Source organism: Stenotrophomonas sp. LST15-1-1.1 (assembly GCF_040815575.1).
Lineage (GTDB): Bacteria > Pseudomonadota > Gammaproteobacteria > Xanthomonadales > Xanthomonadaceae > Stenotrophomonas > Stenotrophomonas lactitubi_B.
The window spans coordinates 121,987-139,083 of record NZ_JBFPNJ010000001.1 but is presented as its reverse complement, the minus strand read 5'-3'; the positions used below and the strand labels follow the sequence as shown (position 1 = coordinate 139,083).

Sequence of the window (17,097 nt, the reverse complement as noted above, 5' to 3'; positions counted from 1 at the left end):
GCCAATACTGCATAAAGAACTGAGCACCGCAGAGAAAGCCTGGACATTCTTTACCTCAAGGTCAACATGACGGCTAACACGAAAGCTGAGCTTCAACTCGAGGATCCATACTTGCCAGTGGTCAGACCGTTGTTGGATGGGGGGGCAGAGGGAATGCTAGTCCCTGCCACTCTGGTCGAAGCATCTTGGCTACTGCTACCTGTCATCGCGGGCGCAGGTGCTGGATGACTACCCGGCGGACGACCATCAGCGCTTGGGGTAGCCGCCGCGCCGCCGCCTATCTGCGAATATGCCATGAAGGTGCCCAAGGTGCCCAGGAAGAACACGGCGGCCATTGGGGGCGCAGTCAGGATCAGGGTAGTCAGGATAAGCCCCATGCCGCCCTGCTGCATCGCTTGGCTGGACAGGCCGTTCTCGAAAGCAGGGCCGAGAATCAGTTTTGCGCCGATGGACTCAAGCCAGAATGCCTTGGACACGCGCAGCACCATATCCAATGCGATGCCGGTCATGGCGGCCAGTACCGCCATCGAGAATAGCGTTCCGATGCCGTAGAACAGCCACCGTTGGAACAGGGATTTGGTCTGCTCGAACAACAAGCAAAGGATGAACAGCGGACCCAGGCCAATGAAGAGGGCAATGGCCACCTCGTACAGAAGCAGCATCGAGCCTGCAGTAATTGCAGGCCCAGCCGTGCCAAGACCGACATACAGCATGGCCCGCGACTTCTCTTCAATCATCTCGGGATCGGCCATGACGTCGATCGCGTCAATACTGGCCAGCGCCACCTGCAGATAGGCCAGGTTGCCATCGTTCTGCTCTTCCGGGGACTTGTCACAGCAGTAATGACCCGGACCGCAGCCTTACACCAGCATCCTGCTGGTGATCTAGAAAATCGCATTGCCCCTCTTCAATGTCCGGGCAGGCGCACTCAAAATCAGCATCCAGCCGTCCGAAAAGTGGGAAGACCCCATCAAGAAGACGAACAAATCAAAGAGCAACTATCATCCGAGCAAGGATTAGATGCGAACGATCACTTGAAGGACTTGAACTCAGACATGCTGCATGCGGAGTAGATCACCGTACAACCGCTACCGGAACTCCGAACCTCACAGCCTTCCAACGCTTTCGATCTCGCCTGTTCGATTGTTGGCGCACTGAAGGTGTAAGTGATTCCCCGTCGTGATGGGTTGTAGACCGTCCCCACAAGTGCGGCGCATTGATTGTGGTAATCCAATAGCACCTTGCACCTCCGCCCACCTGCCCGCTGACACTGTGCAAGGCTGGTCGAAGTCGCCTCCCGCTTTGACTTTTCCGATTCTGCAACACCAACAGGCATGCTCCCACCGGGCAAGGGATCGGAGTCCTGCGCAATCGCGCCCCAGCGGGTCTCCCACTTGCCGGTGGGAACTGATGCGGGAATGGCCGGCCCTGACGACGGAATGGGAGCGCACCCCTGAACACCCTGCCCGCCGACGGGGTATTGCCCGGGCGGACAACCACCTTCAGCGAAGGCTGGGATTGTCCAAAATAGCACCAGCAGAAAAGTCAAATACTTCATGGCGATCATCTCAGTCCTTCAGAACACTAACCAACATTCGCATTCCCATACTTACCAGAGCCCTGGCTGGGTGCATCCTGATTTTGTTTGCTCATTACAGTGTAATTAGCAGCATTCCCACTCGCGCCACCGGCGGTGCTGCCACTGTTAGTGGTCTGCTCCGGCGTATGCTGACCCGGCGGACGCCCATCAGAGCTCGGGGTAGCCGCCGCGCCGCCGCCTATCTGCGAATATGCCATGAAGGTGCCCAAGGTGCCCTGGAAGAACACGGCAGCCATTGGGGGCGCAGTCAGGATCAGGGTCGTCAGGATAAGCCCCATGCCGCCCTGCTGCATCGCTTGGCTGGACAGTCCGTTCTCGAAAGCAGGGCCGAGAATCAGTTTTGCGCCGATGGACTCAAGCCAGAATGCCTTGGACACGCGCAGCACCATATCCAATGCGATGCCGGTCATGGCGGCCATTACCGCCATCGAGAATAGCATTCCGATGCCGTAGAACAGCCACCGTTGGAACAGGGATTTGGTCTGCTCGAACAACAAGCAAAGGATGAACAGCGGACCCAGGCCAATGAAGAGGGCAATGGCCACCTCGTACAGAAGCAGCATCGAGCCTGCAGCAATTGCAGGCCCGGCGTGCCAAAACCGACATACAACATGGCCCGCGACTTCACTTCAATCATCGGGGCCAGCGATGACGTCGCTCGCGTCAATATTTGCGAGCGCTACCTACAGATAGGCCGGGTTCTCGTCGTTCTGGTCTTCCGGCGAGTCATGAGAGGCGGTCACCACGAACGTAATGATGGCCCTATCCGGCAATCACGCTATCCGGTTGAACCTCGCGAACCGGAATGAAGTCGCCCAATGCAGAATATTCAGTACTTAACGAATTCAGGGGCAGTGCACGCCGTGTACACCGAGTGGCATCCTTCTCCCCCTCCCTTCCTGCAAACACTGTTCGCCAACTCAGCAGCCTTCTCAACGGTCTCGCCACCACCAAAACTCGTCCCCCCCCTGCCAGAGCTCGGGACTACAGCAGCGACACACTGATTCTTATAGGCGAATGAAGCTCGGCACCCCTGACCGCCGGACTCGATACACTGACCCATCGCCTCGCCCTCAGCTTCAGATTTGCTGCGCTTGCCGACAGCGACACCCGACTTACCATCGGGGGACACAGATATTGCCCCCCAAGTCTTGATCCACCGGCCTGTAGCACGGGGAGCAGTCGAATCACCTCCGCCTGCACCAGGAATGGGCGCACATCCCTGCACCCCCTGCCCACCAATCGGATACTGGCCGGCAGGGCAACCGCCTTCAGCGAAAGCAGTTGACTGAAATGCAACGAGGGATATCCCTCCAAGAACCAAACAAGCGCACAATCGTCTTGTATACCGTCTCAACATTACGCCCTCCCATCCCAGCTTTTAGCACCAACTACCATTAAATTCATCTTGCTGCGCCGAGCCTACCAGTATCGACCTGCGGACTAGTGGAGCCTCCGGAACTTCCGAAGCTACTCATCCGACCGGGGTCACTGCCGCTAGGAGAAGCGCTCGAATACGAAGGCTGCTCCGGCGTATGCTGACCCGGCGGACGCCCATCAGAGCTCGGGGTAGCCGCCGCGCCGCCGCCTATCTGCGAATATGCCATGAAGGTGCCCAAGGTGCCCTGGAAGAACACGGCAGCCATTGGGGGCGCAGTCAGGATCAGGGTCGTCAGGATAAGCCCCATGCCGCCCTGCTGCATCGCTTGGCTAGACAGTCCGTTCTCGAAAGCCGGGCCAAGAATCAGTTTTGCGCCGATGGACTCAAGCCAGAATGCCTTGGACACGCGCAGCACCATGTCCAATGCGATGCCGGTCATGGCGGCCAGTACCGCCATCGAGAATAGCGTTCCGATGCCGTAGAACAGCCACCGTTGGAACAGGGATTTGGTCTGCTCGAACAACAAGCAAAGGATGAACAGCGGACCCAGGCCAATGAAGAGGGCAATGGCCACCTCGTACAGAAGCAGCATCGAGCCTGCAGTAATTGCAGGCCCAGCCGTGCCAAGACCGACATACAGCATGGCCCGCGACTTCTCTTCAATCATCTCGGGATCGGCCATGACGTCGATCGCGTCAATACTGGCCAGCGCCACCTGCAGATAGGCCAGGTTCTCGTCAATCTGGTCTTCCGGCGAGTCATGGGAACCGGTCACCACGTACGTGATCTCGTCACGCACGTTCTTGGTCAGGAACGAGTGCAGGTTCGTCCCGAACATGCCCATGCTCGACGCCACGCTGACGATCAGCGCGGCACGTGCCATGTTGGTGACCAGAATCATCATCGAGTCCCGGCTTCGGCCGGTCACGATGCGGAAACCCTGGATCAGTACCCAGAGCGTCATCAGGACGAGTGAGATGCCAAGCACCCACTCCATCATGTTCCCCATCAACTCCAGGCCGAATTCACTGATTCGCTTCCGCAGGAAATTGAGGATCAGACGGAAAAACACGAAATCGCCAAGGGAATCAACGCGTGTGGCGATTCCAAGCAGTTCGTGCAGACCACCGGAAAACTCAAAGCTGGCGACCGATCTCATCATTGTCCACATTCCTTGGGCATACAGCCCGCTCCTACCCGATGACTGCCCCGGCGGAAGCCGGAGCAGCACATTTCCTTACTGGTCCAGTGCACCGGCCAGGATGGCCGTCTTGGCAACGTCGCGAACGAAGCGCGTTGCCGGATCACCCTTCAAGGCGGTCTTGCCGATCAGCTTCTGGTTGACCTTCAGAACCTCAATATAGGCATCGTACGACCGCATCTGGCCTTCCCACTTCTGGGTAGCAACAGCCAAGTCGTTGGCGGTGCGCAGCGATTCGCTGTCAGCGCCCTGAACCGTGCCTTGATTGTTGTTCCGCTGACGCTCCTTGAGGATGTCAGCCAGTGCGTGCTCCATGGTCGGCACGGTTTCGTTCAGGAAATCAATCGACTCGTTGTACTTGCGGTTTTCCATCATGCGGATGTTCACGCAGATCTGCTGCTGGCGCTTTTTCAGATCCTGGTCGCCGCTCAGACCGATCGTACTGATCAGCCCCGACAGCGAAAAATCCATACCTTGGCCGCCACAGGTTTCAGCAACCATGTATTTCGGATCAACCTTGACCAGCGGCTGCCCCTCAGGCAGCCCGATTGCGCGCAACTGCGCCTGGATCTGCACCAATGCCTGCTGATACTGCTTCATTGTGTCATCCCAGCGCTTCGCCTGCTTTCCGAACTCGATCAAGTCCTGGCCAGACTGCTTGTCGATGAGGCCCCACTCTTCAACCGCCTGCATCAAACCCGCGAAGTCGAAGACCGGCCAACCACTTGCCGACACAGGATTGGTCGAAAGCACCGCTGCGCACCCCAGCACCAGGGCAGCGAAACGCGAGCGGCGCGGGCCGCGGCCAGACCTGCGATTGTCGTTTGCCTTGTTCATGTCGTTCTCCACGGAAATGGAAGTCTTCATCGTCATCCCTGTTCGTTGGCGCTCAGGCCGCATCGGATTGGGCGGCAGCCTTGCCCGATCCCTTTCGATTCTTGTAGAAATCTTCCAGCCACTGCTCCGGCGTCAGCTCGTCCACGGTAATCCGTGCACGAACCGCTGCGCTCTGGAGCACGCGGTGCATGATGTCGATGTTGTCGGTCGATGCCGAGATCACCGACAGGATGTCATCCATGCCGCGCAGGTTGAGCTGACACACGCTCGAAGCGTGACCCTGTTTGACCAGGAAGCAGCGCGAACGCTCGTCCAGGGCGGTGACCACCTTGAACTCGGCCTCGGTCAGCTTCAGGCCCTCCATGTAGTCGCTCTTGCTGGCATTCGGGTTCGGCAGCAGGATCAAGGTGGCAGTCTGTTCGATCAGCGCGGCGGAGATATCGCTCTTCAGCGCATCCTCCGGACTCTGCGTCGCAAAGATACCCATACCATTCTGCTTTCGGATGGTCTTCTGCTTGTTCTTGGCGAACTCCTTCAGTCCACCCTCACCGTCCAGGATCTTCCAGAACTCGTCCATCACGTAGATCAACGGGCGACCGTCGATCAGCGACTCCAGTCGATGCAGCAGGTAATTGATGACCGGCACGCGCACTTCAGGGTTGTCGATGATGTCGGTGTAATCGAAACCAATAATGTTGGCCTTGCTCAGGTCCACGGTATCGACCGGGTTGTCGAACACCCAACCCAATGAGTTGCCTGATGTCCAGCGACGCATGCGTGCATACAAGCCGTCATCACCCATGTTGGGCAGGCTCTTCTGGAAATTGGTCATGCTGCGCAGGTGCATTGGTGTGTCGAGCATGCTCTCCACCGCGCGATAGATATCCTCTTCTTCGCGGGAGCTGTACTCACGCTTGCCTGCCAGCACCTTGATCAAGTCTGCCAGGAACTGCACATTGCCTTCGTTGTTCTCGCACTGGAACGGGTTGAACCCAGTCGGTGCACCGTTCTCCAGGGCGAGGTAGTTGCCGCCGCACGCGCGCACGAAAATCTCGGCACCGCGGTCTTTGTCGAAGAAGAATATAGTCGGTGATGGCTCGTACTTTTGCACCTGACTGAGCAGGAAGTTGATCAGCGCGGTCTTACCAGTACCCGATTTACCGATCACCATGGTGTTGGCGATCGCCTTCTCACCCAGGGAGTTCTCGGACGGATGGGTCGCGTGGAAGTTGAAGTAATACGGCTGGCCATTGGTGGTCTGCAGCGTAGTAACGCAATCGCCCCAAGGGTTGTTGTGCTGCTTGCCGGTGGCGAAGTTGTGCAGCGGCGACAAACCGAGGAAGTTGAGTGAGCTGACGTTGGCCAGACGAGTACGGAAACGCCAGTTGGCGGGAAGCTGCGAGTAGAACGATGAGGTGACGGCCAGGTCTTCCTTCGTCGTCACGAAGCCGGCGTTAGACAGCTCGGCGCGAGTCGAAGCAACGTTCTGAGACAGTCTGGCCTGGCTATCGCCGTACACCGCCATAAGGAAGTGGTACTCGCCCAGCACGAAATTACCCGATGACAAGTGATCCATCGCTTGGTCCAGCTCGACGATCTGACTTACGGCCTTGTCGCCGGAGGAGATCATCATGCCCTTGGTGCGATCGAGCACCTTCAGTGCATCCTGACGGCCCATCGGACTGAATGAGTGGGTGATGACGTACTCGAAGTCGAGATACTTCAGGCCATTGAGGATGCCTGGGTATGTGCCCTCGGCATACTCCTTGATGTTCAGGATGGCACCGAAGTGATTGGCACCATTCGGCGTGTTGATAACGAAGTCGCCGGTCTTGGCCGAGAACATGTGCCGGCTGACCGGCAGATAGTCCTTCACAGGGGCCGACAGCACCGGCACCGGCTCATCGATACGATTGATCAGGTAGCCGAACAACTCAAGTGTTTCCGAAAACACCACGCCGTTCTTTGCCTCGTACATGCCGAGGCGGTACGGCGCGTAGTCACGGATAACAGCTTCGACATTCCCGGCGAGCTCCATCAGCTTCTCTACTGCTTGCTCCTGTTCGGCGCGCAGCTTGTCGACGTTGGCGGATTTTTCCACGAAGCGCTTACCGGCCACCACCGGACGATAGATCATCGTCAAGTAGAGTTCGTTTTGCATGATGCGCTGCGAGGACAACATACCCATGTACTGATCGGATACGTCCTGGTTGAAACGCTGCTTGTAGTGACTCTTGCCTTTCAGCGTGCGGCGACGACGGATGTCATGAACCCAGAAGGCCACATTGACGAAATCCGGCGCTCGAAGAGTCTGCAGCAGCCGATTGAACGTGTTGTGTCGATGTTCAAGCTCCCACTCTTCACGTCCAACAAACGGCAACCCTTCCAGGTGCCACGTCAACAGGTAATCTCCGCCGGTGGTCTTCACCACATTCGGGGCTACATGCGACGACAAGGGAATGAATTCGCTGATGGACGTATCTGGGTTGAACATACGACTGCTTCCAAAAGGTACTGCCGACGAAAATTCGGAGTGGGCCAAGCGGGCGTCAGACGCCCACCTGGCCGGATCCAGCCCTCAATCCATTCGGGCCGGCTTGCTGCGGTAATGATTCGGATTGAACACCCACATTCCGTCGTGCTCGCGCACGTTGCGGACCCTGAGCTTGAACAGCAGGCGCAGCCCCAACAGCCGGAAGATCATCTCGTCACGCTTGGCCATCTGGCGCATGAAGAAGATGGCCACTGGGATGCTCAACAGGAACCAGAAGTTGGTGTACATGCTGAGGAGCAACAGCCCACCTGCCACCATGAAAAATGGCAGGTAAGGCACACCCAGGAACATCGCTGGGCGCGTGCACCCCCGGAACAGAACGTTCTTATGCACTGTAGTACTGAACGGCGTGTTTGATCATTTCAAACGCCATACCAGCACCATCTGTGCCACCGCTCACGTTGTCGCAGTTACCCGCTTCCTTGCCGAGCAGCATGCGTGCGATCTGGCCCGCGGCACCAATCAACACGCCGCCGATCAGGATCGGGGCGACATCACCAATGCGCTTGTGGGCAAAGGCGATCTGGTAGCCGGCAAAGATAACTGCGATCGTCACGACTGCGATCGAGGCCATGTTCAGCAGGCCATTGATGTTGGTAAAGAAGCCGCAGACCTTGCCGTCGGTACCACCGAAGTCAGGGCCGCCTGCCAAAGCCTGCGGAGCAAATACAGCGCCAGCGAATGCGACGGCCATCAGCATGGTCTTCAGCGTACGCTGGGCCTGGACGAGGTCGAGATTGAATCGCTTCATGGATTGATTTCCTTGTTGATGGACTAACACAACTGAATCGACCAGCCGGGGGACCGGTCGTACCACGACTTCGTCAGAACACGAAGGCCGCATCCCCTGCGGGAATCTGTTGCACTGGCATCTGTTGCGCCGGCGCGTTGTACATGTTGTTGGGGTCTGACGATGCGCCCTGCTGTCCCCAGGGCTGCAACATCACTGGGCTCTCGCCACCAGCTGCAGCGGCACCTGGCAACTGCGGCGGCATCATAGGCTGTCCGCCCTGCCCTGAAACGCCATTCGGCAACTGTTGCGGCAAGCCCTGCGGCGCCTGTTGCGCATAGCCGCCGTTTGGCTGCGCCTGCGGCTGCATCATGCGGTCGACTGAGCCCAGCACGACCCGCGACAACGCCTGATCGGCAAGATTCACCAGGCTGCCACGCGCCATCGCTCCCGTGGATGGATAGACCGTGTAAGCGCGTGCAGGATCGTTGGACGGCACATACACCGGCGCGCTGGCCTGGGCAACGATTCGCGCCTCGGCGGGCGATGCCGACTGAGGATGGTGTTCAACCTTGACTGTGCGGCGCTCGCCGCGGCTCACCACATCGATCGGCAATGCACCGTTGCTGGCCACCTGCTGTCCACGCCGCATCGAATCGTAGATCTTCTGCACATAACCGTGGCGGAAGCCCGTTTCGAAGTTGCCCGAGTAGTAGCAGCTGAATGACTTGCCCCAGTCTTTGCCCGAACGCTTGTAGCACTCGGCAAGGATGCGTGAGCCAGCCTGTAGGTTCGGGCACTGCTGAAATGCTTTTTCGTACGAGTCCAGTCCGTACTTGCCAAGGTTGTAGCGATTCACCTGAGCCAGCCCGATGGAGAAGTTGTATCCCTTTTCCTCGAGCATGCGCACAGTGGCCAATGCCTCGTCGAGTGTCTTGGGCTGGCGCACGAGCGCGCCACCGACTACGCCGATCGCATAAGGATTGCTGGACGATTCCACGTTGATGACGTGCTGCATCACGTCCATCGAGACGGCCATCTCGGGGCACGCCATCATTTCGAGTCCTGGCAACATTGCTCAACCCTCCTGCCCCTGGGCGCGCCCAGGATTGAAATCAATACCAGTGATATAGCGCGAGCCTGCATGCGCCTTGATATGCACGACGATATCGATGGTCATCATCAGCAGACGCTTGATGACGTTGAATTCGAGACCCGAACCTTCGTTGGACGCTTTTACCATCAGAGCCAACTGGTCCCAGGTCTGCTCCGGGCTGCCGGCGTGGCAGCTGGTGATTGAACCCGGGTGACCCGAGGCGCAGTTACGGATGAAATAGAACGCTTCATCACCACGCAGCTCGGCCAGGATGATTCGCTCCGGCTTCATACGCAGACAAGCTTCCATGCAGCTCTTGGCCGTCACGTTGCTCGCGCTCTGGCCGCCCTTGGAATACAGCAGATGCACAACGTTGGGCTGGGTCAGAAACAGCTCGCGCGCGTCTTCGATGGTGACCAAACGCTCGCTGTCCGGAATGTGGTTGACCAGCGCCTTCATGAAGGTGGTCTTGCCGCTGCCGGTGGCACCCGAGACGACGATGTTCTTGCGGTACATCACCGCGCGCCTGAAGAATTCAGCGTATTCGCGGGAATGCCGCAATTCCAGCAGCTCGCGATCCTGCTCGCTGACCCCACCATCCTGCTCGAGAATCTGGTTGAAGAAACCATCCTCGTGATACTGGGTGAGCGACTTGGTGTGCTTGGACGGCAGACGGATCGTGATTGATACCTTCCCAGCATCGCAGGCAGGCGGAATCACGAACTGCGCGCGCTGCCCGGTCGGGAACGTCAGGGACACCACCGGATCGGCATCGGTTATGCGCTGACCGGTGTTGCTCTCGTTGACCACCGCGGTGCAGAACTGCCGGGCCCGTTCGAACGTCAGGCCCGGCACATCCACGCACTGCCACCCTGCCCGCGTCTCCAGATACAACTCACCCGGACGGTTGATGCAGATTTCCGTCACTTCGGGTGAAGTCATGTACTCGGCGATGCCCAGCACTTCGTACTGATAGCGCAGGAAATCGCTGGAGACGAGGGCGAGAGGTGACACTTCGGCGTCCATGATCGTTCTTGGTTACCGGCGGGGGTTCAGTACGTTGGTGAAATCCACGTCTTTTGCGACGTAGACATTGATGATCGTGCCTTGGTTGATGGTGACCGTCGGCGGTCGACGGCCGCTGCTGAGCGCTTCGTTGGCCAGTCGCTCCATGGTGCGTGCGGTCGAGCTTTCATAGGGCGACTGGATCGTCATGCCGTTGTTGGCAACGGTGGTTGTCTCAGGCCCGTGCTCGGCCGCAGCGTACTTGAAGGCATCCGCGATCAGGCTGATCATCAGCGCCGAAGCAATGCGGCTGCCCCAGTGCGCGCTGTACTGACCCGGGTGACCAGCGCCACCCAAGCCGTCGACACCTGGGCTGGACATCGCCACGTCAATGCCATTCGGGGTGGTGATGCGATCCCAGATGACCTCAACGCGCTTGCCCGCTGGACCACCGCCGTAGGCACCGTAGATCTTCGAGCCCTTGGGCAGCAGCAGGCTACGGCCATTGATCGAATAAACGGGCTCAGTCAGCAGGCAGGACGTATATCCGGCCAAGTCGGTGATGATGCGGGTTTCCAGCACGCAGCGCAGATAGGTGCCACGCACCAGCAGCGCGTCAGGACTCTGGATGTACGTTGCGCTGGAAACATCATCGACATCCGGGCCTCTACGGACCCTGGAGGGCGCGCCGGTGCCGTTCTGCCCCTGCAGATTGGCGATCATCGCGCGCTGATATTCGCTCATGCCGCCACCAGCGGCGCCCTGCCCCTGTGCGTCACCCGCACCGGCACCCCCCGATGAACCGATGCGACGATCCAGCAGCGACGGGCCACGCTCGATTGGCCGCTCCTCACGATCATCACGCGGCGGCATGAAGCTCGAATTGCGGGAGGCGGCGGGAGGCGGCGGCAGTGCCGGCAACATCGGGATCGGCTCGGCAGCGGCCACCGCTTCGGACGGCGGTGCCGGAGCAACGTTCGGCAACTGCGGGGTACTTGCGCGCGCCACTTCCTTCGGCTTTGACACATCCTCTTTGTTGTCCTGCCCCTTGCGGAACAGCAGAAGGCCCATTGCCACCAGCAACACCACGATGCCGCCGAGGAACAGCAACGCCTTACGGTTCAAGCGCTGCTCTTCAGCAGAGCGCAGTTGCGGCGCACTGGCGTCCAGATCCGGCGCGGCGCCGGACCGGGCGTTGCCGAAATAGGGGTTGGCAGGTGCTTCAGGTGCAGCGCCGGGAGCGCTGCCATACGGACTATTGCTCTCGCCCTGCCCGTTGTTCGGATCGTTTCCGGGAGTGTTCTGCTGGCTCATTTCTTCACGTTCCTTCGCAGACCAACGACGTAATCGCCGTGGCGGATGACCAGGTACGGGTAGGTCCCGTGGACGATCAAGGTATTGCCTTCAACGGTGGTATTGACCACGAAGTCCTCACCGTACTCCTTCTCACGACCGAACACGGCCGGGAAGATACCCGTCTTGTATTCGGGAGAATTCGGCAGTTTCAGATAGGTGAAGCTGCCATCGTCGTAGGCGTTGACCGGAATCAGCCACCCCATCTTCTTCGCCTTGCTGGTCGAATAGGAGTAGTTGAAGTTGTACTGGCGATCCTTGGCCAGTTCGGTGCTGAGCAACGGCTGCGCTTCTTCCTCCACTGCCTCCTGCGCAACACCAAACACGGTGTCGTTCGGATAGATGAAGGCGATCTTGTACTGCACGCCAGAACGGCGGGCCTGTTCGAGCTGACGCCAGTCGGTGGCAACAACCTTCAACTCGAAGATGTACGAGTGGGTCGCAGTCCGCACCATCATGTTGGTGTCGACGTCGACGTTCTTCGGCTTGATATAGAACACGTTCTCGCGACGGGTCAGCTCCCAGCCACTGCTGAAACCGGTGCTGTAGTCGAGGATCTTTTCGTTCGGGCTCAGTTCGATCTGGGTGGTCAGACCCAGGCCGGTGCGAACCGGATAGATGCGATCCTTCTCATACTCGTAATGGTCCACCGCCTGTGCCATCGCTGCGGTGGAAAACACCAGCGACAGCAACGACAGCAGCGCCAATGCGCTTCCCCTGACTTTTCGACTACTCATCGGTTGCTTGCTCCATCAGCATTTCCGGTGGAATTGTTCGGTGCCGGCGGCATCGCCGGCTGCCCGGGCATGGCCTGCCCCGGCATCGTCTGACCCGGCATCGTCTGACCCTGCATCGGCTGGCCTTGCACCGGCTGCCCCTGCATCTGTTGCATCTGGCCATTGACCGGTGCCGCCACGGGCTGGCCGGTTGCCGGATCGATCATGGTCGCAGCGGCGGGGTTGTTCGGGTCGTAGATCCCTTGTGCCTGCTGCGCGGCCAACTGCGCCTGCTGCGCGGCCTGCTGTGCCTGGTCCTGCATGGCGCTGTCGTCCGGCACCGGCACGCCACGGGCGTAATCGTTGTCGACGCGATACTCGGTAACCTGGAAGGCCAGCGGATTGAGCACGCGATCCTGCTCGGACAGCGCGAGGTTCTGGTTGTACTCGAAGCGCATCGTCACCAGCTGGTTGTCCAGGTAGGTCGCGGCCCCCGTGCGCTTGTCGAGCAGACTGCGCTGGATGCGCACAGAGGCGCCCCGGAAGCTGCCATTCGCCTGCGCGCCGAGCGGGGTGATGCTGAGGATCTTGACCCGGATCGCCTTGCCGCGCCCGTACATCACGAACGGGTTCTGCGGATTGTTGCCGGCATAACGGAGCTTCATGCTCTGCGCCACCGGATCGCTGGACATCACAAACACCAGCTCCCAGTCGCGCAGGCCCATCACCGCCGAGTCGTACGACTCACGCGCCAGCACATACTGGGCGACGTTGCTGCGATTGACCGCTTCGTTGGTGGTGATCGTCTCACCCTGGAACGTGCCACGCAGCCGCGCAACCGTCGCCGTGCCCGTATAGGCATCGGCCATCACCAGGAACGGCACCTTCTCCTTCAACGGCAGCATGTAGTAGTAGCCACCGGCCAGCGCCAGCGACATCAGCAACGAACCGGTGGCGACCCACCAGGCACGACGCTCGCTGCGCCGGGCCATGTCGGCCACGGTGATCTCGTAGCTGACCGCCTTGGCGACCGACTGCTCGACCTTGGGGCTGTTGCCTGCATCCTTCTTGCGGAACATGGGTTCTTCCGTACTGCTGAAACATCAATGGGCGCGACGCCCCTGCGCCAGGCGCGGGGTGCGGCACGTTCGATGATTTCGACGCGGTCTCAGCTGCCGCTGCTGGCCTCAGGATCCTGGGCCGACGCGGTCGGCGTCGATCCAGCGCTCTGCACGACGATCTGGTTGCCGACGATGGAGACGGAAACGCCCTGCGCTGCATAGGCCGCCGTGAGATCGATCACGGCCTGCTGTGCGTTGGTGGTGTCGATCTCCGACACCGCGCCATACAGGGTGAAATCCGAACTAAGGCGATAATCCAGCGTGCGGCCGGAATCCTTGGCCCAGCGCTCGAGCATGGCCTTCAGCGTGCGATCCATTGGCGACGCCTGATAGACGTAGCTGGAGTACAGCGGAATCTCGGTCGGAGCCGTCGCGAAACGGTTGACCGGCTTCCAGCGTCCCCCGAAGTCGGGTGCGGGCTTGGTAGCACAACCTGCCACCATCAACGCCGCCACTGCGGCGATGGACATTTTTGCAATAAACGCCTGATTCATACGGGCTTCACTTTGACGTACGAAAAAGCAGTCCCGATGTTGGTCCCCTGGTCGTCCGGCACTGCGCGATGCACGCCGGAAACGTAACGAATGCACTGCTTAACAGCACATGGGCACGGTTCCCCTGCAGCTCGAAAGCTGCCAACCAAGTCGCGTGAAGCAACCTCATCCGAGGCCCCTCTCACGCACCCTCACCAACGTCGGAACCATCCCTGTTCCCATGGCTGAAACTCCTGGCCACTCTGAAAGCATGACGAATCACACAGATTCGCAAGCCATGCATAGATTCGCACAACCACACGTCAATTCCATGTCAGACAAATCTGAAATCTACCGACGTATGGCATTTTTTTGACGTGGCGCACTAATTCACTTCCATGAATGCGTGCATCCGTCACACTTTCAAGCCTGCAACTTAGACATCAAGCATCGGCACGTCAACCTTTGGCAGTAGTCGTGACGTGAAATAGCGGTCTTTGTAGTAGCGAATCTTGTCGCATTTGACGGGATGCGGAATGCCTTCGTACAGGAAGACCTCCTTGTCCGGCCCCATCGCCTTGAGCTCCTGCGGCAGCATCAGCGCGCGGCGCTCCTCGGTGAAGCTATGGGTCTTCTCACGCGCGTGGGTGACGTTCTTCTTGCGGATGGTCGTGTAGCCCAGCATGTCCGAATAGTCGTTGGCATCCTGCTGTTCGCGCGGGGCGTACAGGATCTGCAGCGCATGGTTGGTAATGATCGTGCGTGAGACTTCTCGGCCATAGGTGGCATCGAGCTGCGACATGCTCTGGATGATCGGCAGCAGGCGCACGTTGTAACCGGCCATGTAGGACACCGCCGAGGCGATGATTTCGACCTTGCCGATCGAGGTGAATTCGTCCATCAACAACAGGCACTGGTACTTCAGGTCCGGATTGGACTTGGGCAGTTCCTTGGTATTGAGGTTGATCAGCTGGCTGAAGAACAGGTTGATGATCAATCGGCTTTCGGCCAGCTTGTTGGGCTGGATGCCGATGTAGATGGTCATCTTCTTCTTGCGCACGTCGGTGAGCAGGAAGTCGTTGGTGCTGGTGGCCTTGTCCAGTACCGGGTTGATCCAGGGATTCAACGGTTCCTTGAAGGTGCCCAGGATCGAGGCGAAGGTCTCGTCGGCCTGGGACAGCATGTTGGCGAATGCCGAGCGCGCGTTGCTGCTCAGGAATGGACGCTCGGACAGGCCCTTGAGGAACTTCTTCAGGTCGCTGCCATCACCGGAGGACAGGCGGTAGACCGCACCCAGGGTCGGCGTGCCCTGCCCGCCCGGGAAGCCGCTGCTGCGCTCGTCATCCCAGTTCTCGAACAGATACAGGGTGAAGGCGATGAAGGCATTGCGCGCCTGGCTGATCCAGAACTTCTGGTCTTCCGAACCGTCGGGATAGAGCATCGCACCGATGCTCATCAGGTCCGACACCCGGAACGCCGGGTCGTCGGAGACGTAGCTGAGCGGGTTCCAGCGATGGGTACGGCGATCTTCGGCGAACGGGTTGAACAGGTAGATCTCCTGCCCCTGGCTGGCGCGCCAACCACTGGTCAGGTCGAAGTTCTCCTGTTTGATGTCCAGCACCACCAGCGATTCGCCGTACTCCAGCAGGTTCGGGATGACCACGCCGACGCCCTTGCCCGAACGGGTCGGGGCGGCCAGGATGACGAACTGCTGGCCATCCAGCCGCACCAGCTTGCCGCCATGGCTGCCGACCACGATGCTCTGGCCGCTCTTCTTGAACATGCCATGCTTGGCCAGATCGGCGCCGGTGGCAAAGCGCGCGTCACCGTGCAGCGAGCGCTTGTCCTTCTTCAACAGCACGACCAGGCCCACGATGGCCAGCACCAGCAGCGGCAGGCCGAAGCCCAGGTAGCCGGCCCATTTGATCTTGCCCACGAACGGGGCAACCTGCGGCTGGCCGATGGCGTGGAAATACTGGTAATAGGTATTCCAGGTGAGCAGCTTGGTATCCAGACCAAGCAGCAGCAGCGTCAGGTAACCGGAAAGCACGAACCCGAGCAGCAGGGTCGCCAGCGTGATGATGGCGATGAGCAGATACTTCTTACTGGACAACACCCGAATCCTCCATGATGCGCCCCAAGGGCGCGACGGCTTAGCGGCGGCGTCGCTGCGACGCCTTCTTCCGCAGGTTGACTTCATTCTCCAGCCCGGGCTCCACGCCCTCTTCCCGCACCAGTTCCTCAAGGTACCGGCGCGCATCGGCCAATGACATCAGGTCGGTCAGACGCTCCCCACCATCGACGATGACCGCATGGCCGACCACATCGCCGGGAGCGTACACCGGCTCGTGGGTCACCGCTACCAGACGGAAGCGGCCGCGTAGTTCCAGCTGATGGGTGTATTCCTGCATGTCTCATCTCCCTGATGGAATCCAGATGCCATTCCTGCAGCGTCCGATGATGCCTGCATGGCCGTGGTGGCGGCATGCAGACAGTCCGTACGACAATACACGCTTGCACCGGGACACGCTTGCACCGGGGAGATCGCAATGGACTGGGTAGCACGCGCTCGCACGCTGGCGATGGAGGCCCATGCCGGCCAGGTCGACAAGGCAGGACACCCCTACATCGGCCACGTTGGCCGGGTGGCCGCTACCGTGCGCGGCGATGATGACGCCGAGGTGGTGGCCTGGCTGCATGATGTACTTGAGGACTGCCCTGCCTTCGCTGAGCGGGTACAGGCCTTCCCAGACCCGTTGCAGCACGCGGTGCGGTTGCTCAGCAGGACGTCTGCGGCGGATGCCGCCACGTACTACGCGCGGATAGCGGCAGATCCGCTGGCGCTGAAGGTCAAACTGGCCGATATCGCCGACAACGCGGATGAAACGCGCTTGGCATCATTGGATGCCGCCACCGCCGAGCGCCTGCGCGACAAATACCGACAGGCGCTGGCGGCGCTTAGCCAGCATTCCACGCGGGCAGCACCACCCATCGAACACTGATTTACCTCCAGCCTGGCTGATGCCTGCT

The 17,097-nt window shown here is 59.6% G+C and carries 18 protein-coding genes; 1 reads left to right on the top strand and 17 read right to left on the bottom strand.

What is annotated here, in order from left to right; all coding sequences use genetic code 11:
- Window positions 1–92 precede the first annotated feature (92 nt).
- From MRBLST15_RS00660 to MRBLST15_RS00580, 17 genes are all read right to left on the bottom strand, one after another.
- The gene (locus tag MRBLST15_RS00660) at window positions 93–752 is read right to left on the bottom strand and encodes a type IV secretion system protein (RefSeq protein WP_367784637.1); all 660 of its coding nucleotides are present in this window, start codon (window positions 750–752) and stop codon (window positions 93–95) included.
- A gap of 278 nt (window positions 753–1,030) precedes the next feature.
- Window positions 1,031–1,558, bottom strand: coding sequence for a DUF4189 domain-containing protein (locus tag MRBLST15_RS00655; RefSeq protein ID WP_367785515.1), 528 nt, complete (start codon window positions 1,556–1,558; stop codon window positions 1,031–1,033).
- Window positions 1,559–1,584: 26 nt separating this feature from the next.
- Window positions 1,585–2,163, bottom strand: coding sequence for a type IV secretion system protein (locus tag MRBLST15_RS00650; RefSeq protein WP_367784635.1), 579 nt, complete (start codon window positions 2,161–2,163; stop codon window positions 1,585–1,587).
- Window positions 2,164–2,429: 266 nt separating this feature from the next.
- Window positions 2,430–2,960: a DUF4189 domain-containing protein gene (locus MRBLST15_RS00645; protein ID WP_164281292.1), complete on the bottom strand. Its 531-nt coding sequence runs from the start codon at window positions 2,958–2,960 to the stop codon at window positions 2,430–2,432.
- Window positions 2,961–3,003: 43 nt separating this feature from the next.
- The gene (locus MRBLST15_RS00640; RefSeq protein ID WP_367784633.1) at window positions 3,004–4,143 is read right to left on the bottom strand and encodes a type IV secretion system protein; all 1,140 of its coding nucleotides are present in this window, start codon (window positions 4,141–4,143) and stop codon (window positions 3,004–3,006) included.
- Between the two features lie 75 nt (window positions 4,144–4,218).
- Window positions 4,219–5,049 (bottom strand): hypothetical protein, encoded by an 831-nt coding sequence (locus tag MRBLST15_RS00635; RefSeq protein ID WP_367784631.1) that lies wholly within the window; start codon window positions 5,047–5,049, stop codon window positions 4,219–4,221.
- 22 nt (window positions 5,050–5,071) lie between these two features.
- Window positions 5,072–7,513: a VirB4 family type IV secretion/conjugal transfer ATPase gene (locus tag MRBLST15_RS00630; RefSeq protein ID WP_089236021.1), complete on the bottom strand. Its 2,442-nt coding sequence runs from the start codon at window positions 7,511–7,513 to the stop codon at window positions 5,072–5,074.
- 84 nt (window positions 7,514–7,597) lie between these two features.
- Window positions 7,598–7,906: a type IV secretion system protein VirB3 gene (locus MRBLST15_RS00625; RefSeq protein WP_089236022.1), complete on the bottom strand. Its 309-nt coding sequence runs from the start codon at window positions 7,904–7,906 to the stop codon at window positions 7,598–7,600.
- A complete protein-coding gene (locus MRBLST15_RS00620; protein WP_367784629.1) occupies window positions 7,899–8,324 on the bottom strand; it encodes a TrbC/VirB2 family protein in 426 nt (141 codons plus the stop codon). Before MRBLST15_RS00620 ends, MRBLST15_RS00625 begins: the two co-directional genes overlap by 8 nt.
- Window positions 8,325–8,397: 73 nt before the next feature.
- A complete protein-coding gene (locus tag MRBLST15_RS21035; RefSeq protein WP_394122590.1) occupies window positions 8,398–9,378 on the bottom strand; it encodes a lytic transglycosylase domain-containing protein in 981 nt (326 codons plus the stop codon).
- Window positions 9,379–9,381: 3 nt separating this feature from the next.
- Entirely contained in the window at window positions 9,382–10,425 is a 1,044-nt protein-coding gene (gene virB11, locus MRBLST15_RS00610) for a P-type DNA transfer ATPase VirB11 (protein WP_089236025.1), read from the bottom strand.
- Between the two features lie 12 nt (window positions 10,426–10,437).
- A complete protein-coding gene (locus MRBLST15_RS00605; RefSeq protein WP_367784627.1) occupies window positions 10,438–11,718 on the bottom strand; it encodes a TrbI/VirB10 family protein in 1,281 nt (426 codons plus the stop codon).
- Window positions 11,715–12,494 (bottom strand): TrbG/VirB9 family P-type conjugative transfer protein, encoded by a 780-nt coding sequence (locus tag MRBLST15_RS00600; RefSeq protein WP_367784625.1) that lies wholly within the window; start codon window positions 12,492–12,494, stop codon window positions 11,715–11,717. The genes MRBLST15_RS00605 and MRBLST15_RS00600 overlap by 4 nt, the downstream gene beginning before the upstream one ends.
- The gene (locus tag MRBLST15_RS00595; protein ID WP_367784623.1) at window positions 12,491–13,552 is read right to left on the bottom strand and encodes a virB8 family protein; all 1,062 of its coding nucleotides are present in this window, start codon (window positions 13,550–13,552) and stop codon (window positions 12,491–12,493) included. Before MRBLST15_RS00595 ends, MRBLST15_RS00600 begins: the two co-directional genes overlap by 4 nt.
- Before the next feature lie 89 nt (window positions 13,553–13,641).
- On the bottom strand, window positions 13,642–14,088 hold the full coding sequence (locus MRBLST15_RS00590; protein WP_025878721.1) for a hypothetical protein: 447 nt from the start codon (window positions 14,086–14,088) through the stop codon (window positions 13,642–13,644).
- A gap of 415 nt (window positions 14,089–14,503) precedes the next feature.
- Window positions 14,504–16,183 (bottom strand): type IV secretory system conjugative DNA transfer family protein, encoded by a 1,680-nt coding sequence (locus tag MRBLST15_RS00585; protein WP_033831430.1) that lies wholly within the window; start codon window positions 16,181–16,183, stop codon window positions 14,504–14,506.
- A gap of 37 nt (window positions 16,184–16,220) precedes the next feature.
- Window positions 16,221–16,478: a hypothetical protein gene (locus MRBLST15_RS00580; protein ID WP_312704297.1), complete on the bottom strand. Its 258-nt coding sequence runs from the start codon at window positions 16,476–16,478 to the stop codon at window positions 16,221–16,223.
- Between the two features lie 138 nt (window positions 16,479–16,616).
- Here MRBLST15_RS00580 and MRBLST15_RS00575 point away from each other — a divergent pair, with 138 nt between their 5' ends.
- Window positions 16,617–17,069: a phosphohydrolase gene (locus MRBLST15_RS00575; protein WP_367784620.1), complete on the top strand. Its 453-nt coding sequence runs from the start codon at window positions 16,617–16,619 to the stop codon at window positions 17,067–17,069.
- Window positions 17,070–17,097: the final 28 nt, after the last annotated feature.

Bases quoted from the DNA above. Each gene is read 5' to 3' on its own strand.
- MRBLST15_RS00660 (WP_367784637.1), bottom strand. From the start codon at position 752: ATGGCCGATCCCGAGATGATTGAAGAGAAGTCGCGGGCCATGCTGTAT.
- MRBLST15_RS00655 (WP_367785515.1), bottom strand. From the start codon at position 1,558: ATGAAGTATTTGACTTTTCTGCTGGTGCTATTTTGGACAATCCCAGCC.
- MRBLST15_RS00650 (WP_367784635.1), bottom strand. From the start codon at position 2,163: ATGCTGCTTCTGTACGAGGTGGCCATTGCCCTCTTCATTGGCCTGGGT.
- MRBLST15_RS00645 (WP_164281292.1), bottom strand. From the start codon at position 2,960: ATGTTGAGACGGTATACAAGACGATTGTGCGCTTGTTTGGTTCTTGGA.
- MRBLST15_RS00640 (WP_367784633.1), bottom strand. From the start codon at position 4,143: ATGATGAGATCGGTCGCCAGCTTTGAGTTTTCCGGTGGTCTGCACGAA.
- MRBLST15_RS00635 (WP_367784631.1), bottom strand. From the start codon at position 5,049: ATGAAGACTTCCATTTCCGTGGAGAACGACATGAACAAGGCAAACGAC.
- MRBLST15_RS00630 (WP_089236021.1), bottom strand. From the start codon at position 7,513: ATGTTCAACCCAGATACGTCCATCAGCGAATTCATTCCCTTGTCGTCG.
- MRBLST15_RS00620 (WP_367784629.1), bottom strand. From the start codon at position 8,324: ATGAAGCGATTCAATCTCGACCTCGTCCAGGCCCAGCGTACGCTGAAG.
- MRBLST15_RS21035 (WP_394122590.1), bottom strand. From the start codon at position 9,378: ATGTTGCCAGGACTCGAAATGATGGCGTGCCCCGAGATGGCCGTCTCG.
- virB11 (WP_089236025.1), bottom strand. From the start codon at position 10,425: ATGGACGCCGAAGTGTCACCTCTCGCCCTCGTCTCCAGCGATTTCCTG.
- MRBLST15_RS00605 (WP_367784627.1), bottom strand. From the start codon at position 11,718: ATGAGCCAGCAGAACACTCCCGGAAACGATCCGAACAACGGGCAGGGC.
- MRBLST15_RS00600 (WP_367784625.1), bottom strand. From the start codon at position 12,494: ATGAGTAGTCGAAAAGTCAGGGGAAGCGCATTGGCGCTGCTGTCGTTG.
- MRBLST15_RS00595 (WP_367784623.1), bottom strand. From the start codon at position 13,552: ATGTTCCGCAAGAAGGATGCAGGCAACAGCCCCAAGGTCGAGCAGTCG.
- MRBLST15_RS00590 (WP_025878721.1), bottom strand. From the start codon at position 14,088: ATGAATCAGGCGTTTATTGCAAAAATGTCCATCGCCGCAGTGGCGGCG.
- MRBLST15_RS00580 (WP_312704297.1), bottom strand. From the start codon at position 16,478: ATGCAGGAATACACCCATCAGCTGGAACTACGCGGCCGCTTCCGTCTG.
- MRBLST15_RS00575 (WP_367784620.1), top strand. From the start codon at position 16,617: ATGGACTGGGTAGCACGCGCTCGCACGCTGGCGATGGAGGCCCATGCC.